Source organism: Maribacter confluentis (assembly GCF_030505015.1).
GTDB lineage: Bacteria > Bacteroidota > Bacteroidia > Flavobacteriales > Flavobacteriaceae > Maribacter > Maribacter sedimenticola.
Genome location: NZ_JAUKUC010000001.1, coordinates 3,990,659 through 4,004,798, shown reverse-complemented (window position 1 = coordinate 4,004,798; position 14,140 = coordinate 3,990,659). Strand labels below are relative to the sequence as shown.

Below are 14,140 nucleotides of genomic sequence, written 5' to 3'. Positions count from 1 at the left end.
ACTTAACCACCTGATTTATTTTTCATTATAATTGCAAGGTCAATTTATTATAGTATTTTGATAGGCCAGATACCATTATTAACCCATTTCCTTTTTAAAAAATTACATTACAAATAGTACTAAACCATACATGTTAATGAAGATTGCCGTATTATCCCAAAACCCCAACCTATATTCCACCAAACGCTTAATCGAAGCAGGAATGAACAAAGGCCATGAAATGCATATCATAGACCATTCTAAATGTGATTTGATCATAGAGAAAAAAAGACCAGGTCTTATATACCAAGGAAAGGAACTGGAGGGTTTTGATGGGGTCATACCACGTATAGGAGCTTCCATAACTTTTTATGGAACGGCCGTTGTTCGCCAATTTGAAATGATGAAAGTCTTCAGTTCCGTAGAATCCCAGGCATTGGTTCGTTCAAGGGATAAATTAAGAAGTTTACAAATTTTATCAAGAGCCGGTCTAGGATTGCCTAAAACCATATTTAGTAATTATTCAAAAAATGTAGGTGCCATCATTGACAAGGCCGGTGGTGCCCCGGTAGTCATAAAATTATTGGAGGGGACCCAAGGTCTAGGTGTGGTGCTAGCGGATAACCGCAATTCCGCAGAATCTATTCTCGAGGCTTTCAACGGTCTTCAGGCAAGGGTCATTGTACAAGAATTTATAAAAGAAGCAAAAGGGGCAGATATTCGTGCTTTTGTAATAGATGGTGTCGTAGTAGGCTCAATGAAACGACAGGGCAAGGAAGGTGAATTTAGATCAAACCTTCATCGTGGAGGTTCAGCCCAAATTATTGAACTGACGGACGAAGAGGAAAATGCAGCTATAAAAGCTGCAAAATGCCTAGGATTGGGCGTTGCCGGTGTAGATATGTTACAATCTGACCGAGGTCCCTTAATTTTGGAGGTAAATTCATCACCAGGTCTAGAAGGCATTGAGGCCGCCACAGGAAAAAATATTGCAGGTAAAATTATAAAGTACGTAGAAAGGAATGTCGATTAAAAAACATAAGGTCCTAGGACAGCATATTGAAAAAGGAAAAGGAGCCCAACTAAGTTTGGATATCGCAAAATTACATACGAGGACAAAGATCGAGGTCCCCGTAATTGTAGAACGTGGAAAAAAGGATGGCCCTACATTATTGATAACGGGCGGAATTCATGGCAATGAGATAAACGGTGTTGAAATTGTTCGCCAGATTGTTTCAAAAAAGTATAACCGGCCAACCTACGGTATGGTCATTTGTATTCCGGTAGTGAACATTTTTGGATTTTTGAACCAGACAAGACAATTTCCTGATGGGAGAGATCTTAACCGGGTTTTTCCCGGTAGTTTAAGAGGCTCCCTGGCAAGTAGGTTCGCCTATCATTTGGTGAAGGACATAGCACCTTTAATTGATTGTTGTATAGATTTCCATACTGGTGGCGATAGCCGTTTCAATGCCCCACAAATACGGATAGACAAGGATGATGAGGACGGTTTGGCCCTGGCAAAGGAATTTGGCGCAGAATTTATAGTAAAATCCGCAGGTAGGGAAAAATCGTTTAGGGAAACTTTACACAAACTGAAGAAAAAAGTTTTGTTATACGAAGGAGGAAAATCGCTCCATATTGATAAGGAAATCACCAACACCGGTATAGTGGGTGCTTTACGCATAATGCAACATTTAGGAATGCGTAATTTTGATGATGAAATTTCGCAATTATCCACAAAACCGGTAACCCCAAAATTGGTAAATGCCTCTAAATGGATACGGGCAAAACATTCCGGCATGTTTCATCCAATCGTAAAAGTTGGAGAGAAAGTTTCCAAAGGTGCCGAACTGGGAAGTATTTCAGGGCCTTTTGGATATTTTGAACGAAAGATAAAAGCAACGGAAAATAGCTATATCCTATGCATCAACCAATCTCCGATCGTAAATCAAGGAGATGCCATATTGCACATTGCCCATGATGTGGAATAACGTCTAAAAAACGCGTATACCGGCTATTTTCATATCATCCATTTTCATAAATTAGATTTAAAGATCCCCTAAAATTAAAATACACTAAAAGACTGATTACCCATGTATTAGGGAACATAAAAAACCTATTCCTATCATGAATGAAATAGAACAAACCCTAACACTTAAAAATGTGCGTCCAACGGCAATGCGCATTCTTATCTATAAATATATGGCAGAAAAAAAATCTGCCCTTGCATTGACAGATATAGAAAATGCCTTTGAAAAAGCTGAACGTACTACCCTATACCGTACCCTTAAAACATTTGAGGAAAACGGTATAGTACATCAAATAGATGATGGCACCCATGTTTCTAAATTTGCACTTTGTGAACCTGGTTGCAACTGTGAAATTGACCAAGATCTTCATTTACATTTTCACTGCAGCCAATGCGATACAACGATTTGCCTGACCGAGCATAAAATACCCCATATTAATTTACCAAAAGGTTACATTGCAGAAGATGTGAACTTGGTAATAAAGGGAGTCTGTGAAAATTGCAGCACGCATTAATTGCACTACTGTTGCATTCATAATTTATGGAACTTGCGATAATTATGAAGCATCAAAAGAACAAAGAGTTAGAAAAGAATACCATAAATCCCAGTACATGCGCGCATTGTCATGATGACCATAAAAATGACCTAAACGACAATGATACAAATAGACTTAAAGTCTATATACCAGCCATATTTAGCTTTTCCTTGCTGGTACTGGGAATAATCTTGGATTACAACCAGATATTATTTTGGAATGGGTGGATCCGTCCATTATGGTATATCATAGCATATATACCCGTTGGTCTACCAGTATTAAAAGCCGGTTGGGAAAGTATTCAAAAAGGGGATTTTTTCACTGAATTCTTTTTGATGGGCATTGCAACCATTGGCGCCTTTGCAATTGGTGAATACCCAGAAGCTGTAGCTGTAATGCTATTTTATGCCGTAGGGGAACTTTTTCAAGGCGCAGCGGTCAAAAAGGCAAAAGGCGATATTAGGGCACTATTGGAGGTAAGACCAAAATTAGCTACGGTACTCCGTAATAATGAATATATTGGCGTAGCTCCGGAATCCGTATCCATCGGGGAGGTAATTCAAGTTCGCGCAGGAGAACAAATACCGTTGGATGGTATACTGCTTTCCGCAAAAGGCTCTATGAACAAATCTGCGTTGACAGGAGAAAGCAAACCAGATTCGGTAAAGAAAGGGGAAAGCGTATTTGCAGGAAGCATCAATTTAGACGGGGTCATAGAGGTTGAAACCACTAAAGCCTTCAAGGATAGCTCCATAGCCCGTATTATAGAAATGGTTCAAAATGCAACTGCCCGCAAATCCAAAACAGAACTGTTCATACGTAAATTTGCGCGCGTTTACACACCTATTGTAGTTTTTCTGGCAATAGGCCTAACCTTTATACCCTATTTTTTTGTTCAGGACTATGTATTCAGCACATGGCTATATAGGGCATTGATTTTTCTAGTGATTTCATGCCCTTGTGCGTTGGTCATTTCAATTCCCCTTGGGTATTTTGGCGGTTTGGGAGCAGCTTCCCGTAACGGAATTCTTTTTAAAGGCGCCTCCTTTTTAGATAGCATGACCAAAGTGAATACTGTAGTCATGGATAAAACAGGTACGGTAACCAAAGGGGTATTTAAAGTTCGTGATCTTGCTACAGATCAGATCATTACAGAGGCCGATTTCATGAACTACTTGATCGCTATAGAAAGTAAATCTACCCACCCCATAGCAAAGGCAATTATAGCGTACAATACAGAAGCCAATAAATATACCGCAACTGGTGTCGTAGAAATTCCGGGCAAAGGACTTAGGGGCAATGTAAATGGCAAAATAGTTTTGGCAGGGAACAAAGCTTTGATGACGGCCCATGATATTAAAGTACCAACAACTACCGATCAAATTGTGGAAACCATCATTATGGTTGCGATTGACGGAAAATTTGCCGGCTATATTACCATTGCCGACGAACTTAAGGATGATGCCCACCAAGCAATAAAACAAATACGTGATGCCGGAGTTAAAAAGATTATTATGCTTTCTGGGGACAAAGACCAAATCACCCAAAAAATAGCCGTTGAATTGGGTCTGGATTGGGCATTGGGCGGTCTCTTACCGGAAGATAAGCTTCGCGAAGTCGAGAAATTGCAAAAAGACCCGCATGTTAATGTTGCTTTTGTAGGAGATGGGATAAATGATGCTCCGGTACTGGCCATCAGTGATGTAGGTATTGCCATGGGTGGGCTAGGTAGTGATGTTGCAATAGAAACAGCAGATATAATCATACAAACAGACCAACCTTCAAAAATTGCAAGGGCCATTAAAATAGGAAACTCTACCCGAGCGATCGTTTGGCAGAATATTGTGTTGGCATTTGGTGTAAAAGTACTTGTATTGGCATTAGGTGCCGGTGGTCTAGCAACAATGTGGGAAGCTGTTTTTGCCGATGTAGGCGTGGCTTTACTTGCAATTTTAAATGCCGTAAGACTTCAAAGGATGAATTGGGATTAACTAGCTTTACGAGAAATTCGTTAATACATATTTATCAAAAGTATTTTTGATAATTGAAACACTAGGTACAGGTATTGTATTTGGAAAACTTAATATTAATAACAGTCTGTCTTTATAAGCCCTTTCTTTTGCAGTTCCTCAGTAGTAAGGGTAGTATTTTCAATCAATATAGTTTCCAACACATCGAGCACCTCATGCTGCATGGCTAAAGAACCGCAAATCATGACCGTGCCACCATTAGTTAAGGTATGCAACACAACATTTTGTTGTTCACGGACCAAATCTTGAACGTACCGTTTTTCAACTTCCCGGGAAAAACATGGCATGAAAGAAATTTTTTCGTTCGTTGTAATAATCCCATTTAAGAAATTCTCGTAGATCAAACTAGAATTCCGCGTTCTCCCTCCCCAGAACAATGCAATTTGCTTCTGTCTAGTATGTTGTAGCATACCTAAAAAGGGAGCTATGCCCGTACCATTGGCAATTAATATGGCCATGGCCGATTTTTCAGGAAAATGAAAATGCGCATTAACATCTATTGCAGCTTCTATAACGTTCCCTACTTCCAGTGCATATAAATAATTGGATCCACGACCCATTTCGTGTTTTTTAACACTAAGTAATACTTCATCATTGATTTTGGCAATGGAATATTGACGTACCAGACCCGATTCATCGGGAAATACGGCCAACAGATCACCAGAAGTGAAGGTTATTTTTTGTTTTGGCCTAAATTTCAGCAAAAAGGTGTCATCCACATTAAGGCCCGTACGTTCAGTTAGCTCGAACGGGATTTTTACACGTTCTATCTCCTTAATGTAAGTATGTTCCAAAGAAATTTTTAAACCTTGACGATTACCCCATTGATCTACCCAATTGGCAAGGGTTTCATGATTTGCACTGTCTACTTTACACAAAGGCATAACCGGAGTAAAATTTGAATCTGCCTGTAACAATGCATCAATCTGGATTGCAAACTTGCAATAATCCGGGTATTCCAAGGATCCAAAACCAATTACCGCATATGAGATTGTATTAGGTTGCTTGATGTTAGAAAACAAGGTCGAAAACTTTCTGGCATTGGTAGGTGGCTCACCCTCACCATAAGTAGCTGTACAGATAATCATATGTGTTGCACGCGCGTAAGTGGTATATTTATTTAATTCGGCCAGATACACTTTCTTTCCGGTTTTACTTAATCCATCATAGAAACGTTGGGCAAAATCAAAGGTTGTTCCGGTTTCGGAACCCACCAGAATAATATATTCACATTCATCTTTATTAGGCATTTTTATGCTGACCTTTCCTTTTTTCCTTCGTTTTAAAGTCATTACGAAACCAGAATACATAAAAAACAGAATAGAAGCACTTGCCAATAATAAAATAATGGACCACAGTACATTGCCCTCACCGGTATGCAAGACCAGACTCAATCTGGAAGCCAGTACGGTAAAAGGATAATTGATACTGGTCACAATAGCTCCCGTCTGCTGATTTACTTGTATCTCCCTATCGGACAACGCTATTCTATAGTAATCCTCTGGATCGTCAGAAAAAGGAAATTCTACTTGCCGTACATCGTCTAAAGTGGTTTCCTTAAAAAATGGCACGTCCTGTATATCAGCAAAGATCTCAGCACTATGGTCAACATCCATTTCTTGGGGTACTTCTATACTATCTGGAAGCAGATCAAACTTTTCTGCGGATAGATAGACCCCGGTTATGGATAAAATAATAATGGGTATTAGGAACCACCTACTTAAGATTACGTGATAACGAAGTTCAAAATAATCCTTTTGAACCTTGCTAAATATTTTTTTGAACCCACCTTGGCGTTTGGCAAGTAAAACCAAGCCGGTGACCACTATAATAAACAATAATAAAGATATCAATCCTACAAAAAATCGGCCAACGCTTTTTAGAAACAAGGAACGGTGCAAATTGGTAGCAAATGTATAGATATAGGGCCGCTCCTCTACCTCCCCTAACTTTCCTCCTGTTTTTGGATCAATATAAATATCCAATGTCTCCAAATCCATTGTCAATACCTGTGCCTTAACAAAACCGGAAGATTCCACCTCCAGGCCAAGCACCTCATCATAGTTTTGTTTCAATGCATTTATGGCGACTCCTAATGGCACATCTTCCAAATCATGAACGGCATACCCCTTGGTCTGATGTGTTATAGGCTCCACAGCCAGAATAACACCGGTAACCGCAGCGACCAGCAAGAACAAAGAAGATACAAGGGCAAGAACTAGGTGACTATAGCGCCAAATGGAAATGGTCATAGAAATATAAAAATAACGTAAACGGAAACCTTCAAGAAGGGCTTATATTATGGATTAAATGTAAGTAAGTAGTATAATCTAAATGTTCCGGAATATCGGTCTACGGACATCCCAGAACATTTAATTCAACATAAACACTAACACTATTGGGGTAACATTCTTACATAGCGGATAAATCCTTTGCCTTCTACTTTCGCCTTAAGGTTTTCTGAAGTCAGCTCAAATTGGATATCGTCCGCAAAATAGCCTTTATCCTCCACAGAAGTTTCAAATCGTATACTATACCCGTTATCTATTTTATCCTTTGGAATCTGTAGTACGGACAAGGTACGTTCACCACCACTAATGGTCTCCCCTGAAATAGCATCGATATTTGGCCTACTCTTACCGTAGAATTTCCACCATTCCGTAATCTCGCTGTACCATTCACTATCTTTACCTATAACATATAAAGTCTCCTCATAATTGGCTTTATCATTAACAATGGAAACAACTATATACGCTCCTTCACCACTGTAATTGGTCAATTGAATTAAGCATTTAACAGGTTGTTTGTCTACTGTGGTAAATGCCGTTAACAGTGACCCTACCAATAGTATTGACGGTATAAATTTGATTAATTTTTTCATCTATTACTCTATTCTATATTTAACTAATTGATGTGTTATCCATCATCAATCCTATATACTATTTACGATTACCCTTAAAGGCAATATTACTTTAAGAAATTTAATGAAGTCTGTCCTTTGGCCAACACTTCGTTTTCACTTGCCAAATCATAGACCGTTTCTTCAAAATCGGTCGTTATTTTGGTATCCGCCCCCTTGGACACCAAATATTTGAGCATACGATCATTTTCCGCCTTCATCGCCGCCAAATGCAAAGCGGTCAATCCCTCGTTATTTTTAGCGTTAATAGCGATGTTAAAACTATCCAGTTTTTTCAACAATTCCAGGTCATTGTTTTTAGCTGCAATATGAAGTAAGGTATTATTTCCTGCCTGTACGGTGTTGAAAGCAACACCCTTTTCTTTTAACGATTGTAGTTTAGCATCAAAATTTTGAGGTTTTCTGGAGCTATGGGAAGCGGCCAAATAATAAGCCAATGAATTGCCCTCAGCATCTTTGACCGATGCATCTGCACCATTTTTCAGTAAATAGTCTACTACATTTGGATCATTATTTTCTACTGCAAGCATTAATGCTGTTTGACCATCATTATTGGCCAAATTATAGTTTTTGACATTTTCACCTAAAAGTTCAACAATAGCCAAATCGTTACGAGAAGCTGCATTTAAAAACGGAGTATTTCCCATTTCATCCTTTTGATTGACATTGACACCAGCAGCTAGAAAAAATTTAAAGATATCTACATCCTTATTACCAGCTGCCAATCTATGTAATGGCGTAGTTCCCGTTTTGGTCACCACATTGGGTTCCAATCCTAAGCTTTTCAAATATTCATACACCGGTAACGGGTTACTATAGCCTCTTCCACCCTGGGTAGCGAACAAGAAAGCATTGCCCCCTTCCTTGTTCAAACTTTTATAGTCCACACCTTTTGAGACCAATAATTTCAGAAAATCAATATTTCCCTTTTTAACGGCATAGTTAAAAATACCGTTACCGTCATCGTCTTTACTTTCAAGCGCTAGCCCTTTAGACAAAAAGAAATTTAGTTCTTCTTCATTTTTAATAGAAGGTGCAGCCATTAACAATAAGTTGGCGCCGTAATCATTTTTTTCTTTGGCAAGATCAACTCCTTTACCTTCAAAAGCATTATAAATTGCAGGGTTGGTCAATCCGGCATTTGCCGCAAAGGCCAATGGCGTAAATTGATGACTATCCAATGCCGTTACGGATGAACCTTGCTCCAATAAATAGTTGACCACCTCTTCATTACCTGCATAACCGGCCCAATGAAGATATATACGACTATCATGTGTTTTTTTATCCACGGCATTACCGTCCAATGATAACAGATAGGCTATGACATCTACACTGGCCTTTCCCATTAAAGCAAAAGTAGTTGCATCAAAGGCATTATCATTACTTGCTACGGGATCGTTACCCTCCGCTATTTTTTGTTTTACGATTGCAACGGAAGGGTTGCTCTTCCAAAACCCACGGTCATGCAATTCATTTTTTTGTTGGGCCGTAACAACGGTACCCAGAAATAAGGCGACTAAGGATAAATTCTTAATTACTTTCATTTTAAAATATTTAGTTCTTTACAAATGATTCTATTACTTGGTTAATTTTAGCTTGGTCCTCATATCCTTCATCAAAAAGATATTTATACAATACTTTATGGTCAACTTTCTCCGCTAAGGTCAAGTCTTTGTTCCTACCGTATACTTGATCCCATTTTGTACGTACCAAAGCCCATTTATCTGCATTTTTCTTCCACCAATTAGCCGCTGCGGCACATTGCCCATCATCTACCTTAACATAGGTGTTATACCCTTTTTCCTTAGCCAAAACAATATCTTCCTTGCCTGGCTCACGAATAACCTTGGCATTGTCCTGATCGTGCAACCAGCCGTATTCCGTAATTTCCTGTCTATTACCACGAACAGTCAAATTATAATCACTTCTAGTGGTATATTCCCTTCTTGGCAATGGCGCATCTGCAGTATTCTCCCAAAAACTTTTGCCGTCAACATGTACCCAAGAGGACGAACCCTCATATCGTGGACTATCATCAACTTGATATACTTTTTGGGTCCATTGACCCTTTACCTTATCGGCAGGCAAATTAGTATAGGACCACGTATTGTTTGCATTATATGTGTAGAGGTCCGTATTCTGGTAAAGCCAATCTTGTCTCCAATGCTTAACTATGTGTGGGGCCGATGGGTCGCCGACCTGAAGCAAATGCTGAATTGAAATCTTATCATCCTCATCAACAATTAATTGTGCCCATTCCAAACCTTTATCAACTTTTGTTTTTGATGGTTTATAAAGGGAATCATTACTATAATGAAAGGTTTCCGCAAAATTAAAAGTTACCTCATAGCAGCCGCACATACTCTTGATTGCATTAATGTCCTGTTTCTTTTTCTGCTTTTGCGCTATTATTGGTCCCGATACGAACAGGACGATAAGGAAATATAAAGGTGTTTTCATTGGTTGAATTTTTCTCATATAAAGTTCATGGACAAAAATAACTATTTTTATTTATTCTAAATAAGAATTGTTTATATATTTGCTCACTATTAAGAATTATTCTAAATAATATTGATGCGTTTAAATATTTATCTTCTAGTAGCGTCCGCTTCCATATATCAGGTAATGGCCCAAACGGCTAATGTTACCGCAAAAGATTCTGTGGAAGCACTACACCTTACTGAAGTTATTGTAACCGCTACCCGTACAGAAAGGCAATTATCGTCACTGCCCCTTCCTGTAACCTTGATCGATAAAGAATCTATCCGCAGAACGGGTACTGTCCGTTTGAACGAATTACTGAACGAGCAAACAGGAATTATTACCGTAACCGATGAAAGTGGTTTTCAAGGTATTCAAATTCAAGGCATAGCTTCGGACTATATATTGATATTAATAGACGGCGTACCACTTGTAGGTAGAAATGCAGGCAATTTTGACCTAAGCAGGTTAACTGTAGGTAATATCAAACAAATAGAAGTTGTCAAGGGTCCTTCTAGTAGTCTGTATGGCTCTGAGGCGTTGGGCGGCGTCATCAATATTATTACCGAAAAGCCTAAAGGAGAAATTTTTGATGGTAATCTTTCCTATAGAATTGGCACGTACAGTCAACAGGACATTAATGCGGATATCAAACAAGGATTTAAAAAGTTTAGGTACGGTTTTTTTGCAAATAGATTTTCAAGTAATGGCTACGATTTAAATAAGGATATTGCCGGACAAACCGTAAACCCATTTAAAAACTATACAGCTAATGGGCGCCTATACTATGATTTTAATGACAAATTAACCCTGTTTACATCTGCCCGTTTCTACAAACAGGTTCAGGATGGAGGTTTTATACAAGATAGTATAGCATTCCAAGGTGATACCGAAGAACAGGAATGGAACGCCCATGTAAGACTTGACCATAAACCAAATGCACGTTTGCACACCTCCTATGAAATATATTACACCAACTATACAGCACAGGAATATTTAGAGGACCCAATTACCGCCTTCGTTGCCAGCAACAGTTATTTTGACCAAAAATTATTTAGACCGGAAATAAGGGGAAGTTACCAGTTTAAAAATCCCAACAATGCAAAGGATACCGGCTTGGGCACAGGAACCCTTACTGCTGGAACAGGTTTACAATATGATGCGTTGGAGCGCACATACTTTGATGAGTCCGTTAGGTTTATATCTAATTATATGTATTTGCAATATGATGTAGAGCCTTTGGAAAAATTAAATGTTATAGCGGGACTCCGGTTTGATAAACATTCGGAGTACAACAATCAATTTAGCCCAAAACTTGCAATACGCTACAAGGCAAATAGCACATTTTCTATTAAAGGCTCTATAGGTTATGGCTTTAAGGCTCCAGATTTTAGACAATTATACTTTGATTTTACCAACTCCGCAGTTGGGTATACCGTACTTGGTTATAATGTGGCCATAGAAAAACTGCGGGAGTTAAATGGACAAGATCAATTACTGGACATTTTAGTTACGGAAGACGAACTCTCAAGACCCTTAGAGGCAGAAAGTTCTATTGGTTATAACATAGGGTTTACCCATACTCTACCTAGGCTAACAACGACTGTAAATTTTTTTAGAAATGATTTTAAAAATTTAATTGACACCCGTATAGTTGCACGTAAAACAAATGGTCAAAATGTCTTTAGCTACGACAATTTTGATGAAATATATACTACTGGACTAGAGCTCAATTCTAAATACTCCCCAACTAGCTCACTTAAGTTAAGTGCAGGTTATCAACTATTATTCGCTTTTGACAAACAGCAGCAAAATCGTGTGGCAAATAGGGATGTTTTTGTACGGCACCCAGTCAACGGTCAAACAATGGTACTGGAAAAAGCAGATTATTACGGACTTATTAACCGATCAAGGCATAATGCTAATTTTAAAGTTTTCTATACAATAGCGCCTGCAAATACTGATTTCAACCTAAGGGTCTTATACCGTAGTAAATATGCTCAATATGATGCTAACGGCAATGGATTGATAGACACTTACGACAATAGTTTCATCAACGGATTTTTAACCTTAAATGCAGCGGCAGCTAAGACTTTTTACAAAAAATTGAATCTCCAGGTAGGCGCAAATAACCTATTGGATTACACAGATAGCAATATCCCGAGTATGCCGGGCATTCAAGCATACATTAAACTAAACTATCAATTTTAACCCCCTGAAAACAAACAGGAATTAATTACATGATTATGACGAAGAACATTTTAGCACTAACATTTTTAGCAATGGCTTTTGCCTCTTGCAACGATGACGATGACAGCACACCGTTAGACCCAGTACAAACTGAATCCATAAGCAACCTTTATGCACCACAAACAGGTGGACAAGGAGAGCCAGTTGGGGGCGAATTTACCAAATTCGATTTTGAAACCGGTGCCGTAACAACGAGCGAAACGGATTGGGATATTGCTTTTAGGGGTACCACCATAGCTATTAACGGAGGTACGGAAACAGGAACCGCAGATGAACCTGTGCGCAACAGTAATGTAGGTGTAGCAATGGTTACTGGCACTATGGCAAGTGTAAGTACTGCAGATGGACTAACCTTTGTGCAAGATACTGATACGGCATTTGCAATACCAACCGGAAGCGATAATGGTTGGTACAATTATGCTGGTCCACCATCTCATTTAATCACCCCTATTCCAGGTAAAATATTTGTTTTTAGAACTACGGAAGGCAATTTTGCCAAAGTGGAGATTATCAGTTATTACGAAAACGCGCCAGCTGCACCTGATGCATTTGTAGACGCAACCCCTTATTATACATTTAACTATGTGTACAACCCTAATGAAGGAGATACTTCATTGGAATAATTTGCTTTTTGAGTTGTTTGTTGCAAAGCTCATCTGTAATGGATGAGCTTTGCTGTTTAAATTTTTAAATACATAAACAAAAGGGGACAACAGAACAAAAAATTGTATTTTGAAATGGGATTACCCAATATTTAAACTACCTACCAAGAACAACTATTAATGTTCAAAAATACTATAGCACCTATATAAATATGAAAATAATATCAAGCTCGGGAAAAGGAAATTTTAAGTTAGTAAGCCAAAATCAAGAAATCTGTGAATTGGAGTATACGAATTGGTTTTCCGGAAAAGCGCGCACAATTATAAACGGGAACCACATAGAAATAAAGCCGAAAAACATATGGACCAGTAAAGTTGACATCAGTAAAAACGGGCATGTTATTGGGGACATTACCTTTAACCTTAAAGGATATATGGTCATTAGAATGGAGCATATCCCCGGTAAGGAAATTAATTATGTTTTAAAAAATAAGGCAGTCTTTAAATTAAGGTTTGAATTATTTGATGAATTCAACAAACATCAATTGACCATGAAGTCTGTTAATAGTTGGTCCAAATTAAATTATGACTATAATATCGAAACCGGCAATTATGTTTCAAGTATAAATCTTGAAGAAATGGTTGTGTACTGCGGGTACGCTGCAAATTTATATTTAGCATTGATCAGTGCAGTATAATCAATGCCACATGTTCTTCATCGAAATAATCTAGAAATTAGAATTTGTTAGTACCTAAAAATAATTAAGCAATACGTATATAATTAAATTATTAATCGTAATATTGCAATGTAACAATCAATTAAGGATATGGGCTTAGCCAAAACGGAAATGTTTACAGAGGGTCAGAATAGGATTTCCCTTTTTGCAAAGGTATTTGGACATCCGGCACGGGTGGCCATATTACAGCATCTTTTTAAAATGAATGCCTGCGTCTGTGGTGACCTAGTCAACGAAATAGGTTTGGCCCAACCCACAATTTCACAACATTTAAAGGAATTAAAGAATTTAGGTTTAATAAAGGGTAACGTAGAAGGTACAAGTGTTTGTTATTGCATAGACAAGAAAAATTGGACGGCCATGAAAACTATTATGATGGAATTTTTAGACCAAGACGTGTCCCAAGATATGGATTGTTGCTAAAAAATTTATGCAGATTCATCGTAAAATTGCAATGAACAAATATAAAGTTGAACTAATATATTAAACATATTATTATAACGATGCAAATTCATTAAATCCATACTCACGCATAAAATGCTTAAGAAACTAAATTTTACGCTACAAGCATAG

The 14,140-nt window shown here is 38.2% G+C and carries 12 protein-coding genes; 8 read left to right on the top strand and 4 right to left on the bottom strand.

Annotated features, from left to right (window positions below; translation table 11 throughout):
* Window positions 1-136 precede the first annotated feature (136 nt).
* The 4 genes from rimK to Q2T41_RS17505 all read left to right on the top strand — a co-directional run bounded on the left by rimK (window position 137) and on the right by Q2T41_RS17505 (window position 4,538).
* Complete coding sequence (gene rimK, locus Q2T41_RS17520; RefSeq protein ID WP_089261621.1) at window positions 137-1,012, top strand: 30S ribosomal protein S6--L-glutamate ligase; 876 nt, start codon at window positions 137-139, stop codon at window positions 1,010-1,012.
* Entirely contained in the window at window positions 1,002-1,973 is a 972-nt protein-coding gene (locus tag Q2T41_RS17515; protein ID WP_304437132.1) for a succinylglutamate desuccinylase/aspartoacylase family protein, read from the top strand. The genes rimK and Q2T41_RS17515 overlap by 11 nt, the downstream gene beginning before the upstream one ends.
* Before the next feature lie 136 nt (window positions 1,974-2,109).
* Window positions 2,110-2,526: a Fur family transcriptional regulator gene (locus Q2T41_RS17510; protein WP_089261430.1), complete on the top strand. Its 417-nt coding sequence runs from the start codon at window positions 2,110-2,112 to the stop codon at window positions 2,524-2,526.
* A gap of 44 nt (window positions 2,527-2,570) precedes the next feature.
* Window positions 2,571-4,538: a heavy metal translocating P-type ATPase gene (locus tag Q2T41_RS17505; RefSeq protein WP_379922088.1), complete on the top strand. Its 1,968-nt coding sequence runs from the start codon at window positions 2,571-2,573 to the stop codon at window positions 4,536-4,538.
* 95 nt (window positions 4,539-4,633) lie between these two features.
* Here Q2T41_RS17505 and Q2T41_RS17500 read toward each other — a convergent pair whose 3' ends face one another.
* The 4 genes from Q2T41_RS17500 to Q2T41_RS17485 all read right to left on the bottom strand — a co-directional run bounded on the left by Q2T41_RS17500 (window position 4,634) and on the right by Q2T41_RS17485 (window position 9,957).
* A complete protein-coding gene (locus Q2T41_RS17500; RefSeq protein ID WP_304437130.1) occupies window positions 4,634-6,829 on the bottom strand; it encodes a PepSY domain-containing protein in 2,196 nt (731 codons plus the stop codon).
* Between the two features lie 143 nt (window positions 6,830-6,972).
* Window positions 6,973-7,458: a DUF2271 domain-containing protein gene (locus tag Q2T41_RS17495; protein ID WP_304437129.1), complete on the bottom strand. Its 486-nt coding sequence runs from the start codon at window positions 7,456-7,458 to the stop codon at window positions 6,973-6,975.
* 86 nt (window positions 7,459-7,544) lie between these two features.
* Window positions 7,545-9,041 (bottom strand): ankyrin repeat domain-containing protein, encoded by a 1,497-nt coding sequence (locus Q2T41_RS17490; RefSeq protein ID WP_304437128.1) that lies wholly within the window; start codon window positions 9,039-9,041, stop codon window positions 7,545-7,547.
* A 10-nt stretch (window positions 9,042-9,051) separates the two neighbouring features.
* Complete coding sequence (locus Q2T41_RS17485; protein WP_089261623.1) at window positions 9,052-9,957, bottom strand: DUF6607 family protein; 906 nt, start codon at window positions 9,955-9,957, stop codon at window positions 9,052-9,054.
* Between the two features lie 114 nt (window positions 9,958-10,071).
* Here Q2T41_RS17485 and Q2T41_RS17480 point away from each other — a divergent pair, with 114 nt between their 5' ends.
* From Q2T41_RS17480 to Q2T41_RS17465, 4 genes are all read left to right on the top strand, one after another.
* Window positions 10,072-12,189 carry a TonB-dependent receptor plug domain-containing protein gene (locus Q2T41_RS17480; protein ID WP_304437127.1) on the top strand — a complete coding sequence of 706 codons (2,118 nt, stop codon included), beginning with the start codon at window positions 10,072-10,074 and terminating at the stop codon, window positions 12,187-12,189.
* A 35-nt stretch (window positions 12,190-12,224) separates the two neighbouring features.
* Window positions 12,225-12,851 carry an HmuY family protein gene (locus tag Q2T41_RS17475; protein ID WP_304437126.1) on the top strand — a complete coding sequence of 209 codons (627 nt, stop codon included), beginning with the start codon at window positions 12,225-12,227 and terminating at the stop codon, window positions 12,849-12,851.
* A gap of 191 nt (window positions 12,852-13,042) precedes the next feature.
* Window positions 13,043-13,528 carry an aminotransferase gene (locus Q2T41_RS17470; protein ID WP_304437125.1) on the top strand — a complete coding sequence of 162 codons (486 nt, stop codon included), beginning with the start codon at window positions 13,043-13,045 and terminating at the stop codon, window positions 13,526-13,528.
* A 129-nt stretch (window positions 13,529-13,657) separates the two neighbouring features.
* On the top strand, window positions 13,658-13,990 hold the full coding sequence (locus Q2T41_RS17465) for an ArsR/SmtB family transcription factor (RefSeq protein ID WP_304437124.1): 333 nt from the start codon (window positions 13,658-13,660) through the stop codon (window positions 13,988-13,990).
* The last annotated feature ends 150 nt before the right edge of the window (window positions 13,991-14,140 follow it).

Excerpts from the sequence above, each read along its gene's own strand:
- rimK (WP_089261621.1), top strand. The coding sequence starts at position 137 with ATGAAGATTGCCGTATTATCCCAAAACCCCAACCTATATTCCACCAAA.
- Q2T41_RS17515 (WP_304437132.1), top strand. The coding sequence starts at position 1,002 with ATGTCGATTAAAAAACATAAGGTCCTAGGACAGCATATTGAAAAAGGA.
- Q2T41_RS17510 (WP_089261430.1), top strand. The coding sequence starts at position 2,110 with ATGAATGAAATAGAACAAACCCTAACACTTAAAAATGTGCGTCCAACG.
- Q2T41_RS17505 (WP_379922088.1), top strand. The coding sequence starts at position 2,571 with ATGAAGCATCAAAAGAACAAAGAGTTAGAAAAGAATACCATAAATCCC.
- Q2T41_RS17500 (WP_304437130.1), bottom strand. The coding sequence starts at position 6,829 with ATGACCATTTCCATTTGGCGCTATAGTCACCTAGTTCTTGCCCTTGTA.
- Q2T41_RS17495 (WP_304437129.1), bottom strand. The coding sequence starts at position 7,458 with ATGAAAAAATTAATCAAATTTATACCGTCAATACTATTGGTAGGGTCA.
- Q2T41_RS17490 (WP_304437128.1), bottom strand. The coding sequence starts at position 9,041 with ATGAAAGTAATTAAGAATTTATCCTTAGTCGCCTTATTTCTGGGTACC.
- Q2T41_RS17485 (WP_089261623.1), bottom strand. The coding sequence starts at position 9,957 with ATGAAAACACCTTTATATTTCCTTATCGTCCTGTTCGTATCGGGACCA.
- Q2T41_RS17480 (WP_304437127.1), top strand. The coding sequence starts at position 10,072 with ATGCGTTTAAATATTTATCTTCTAGTAGCGTCCGCTTCCATATATCAG.
- Q2T41_RS17475 (WP_304437126.1), top strand. The coding sequence starts at position 12,225 with ATGACGAAGAACATTTTAGCACTAACATTTTTAGCAATGGCTTTTGCC.
- Q2T41_RS17470 (WP_304437125.1), top strand. The coding sequence starts at position 13,043 with ATGAAAATAATATCAAGCTCGGGAAAAGGAAATTTTAAGTTAGTAAGC.
- Q2T41_RS17465 (WP_304437124.1), top strand. The coding sequence starts at position 13,658 with ATGGGCTTAGCCAAAACGGAAATGTTTACAGAGGGTCAGAATAGGATT.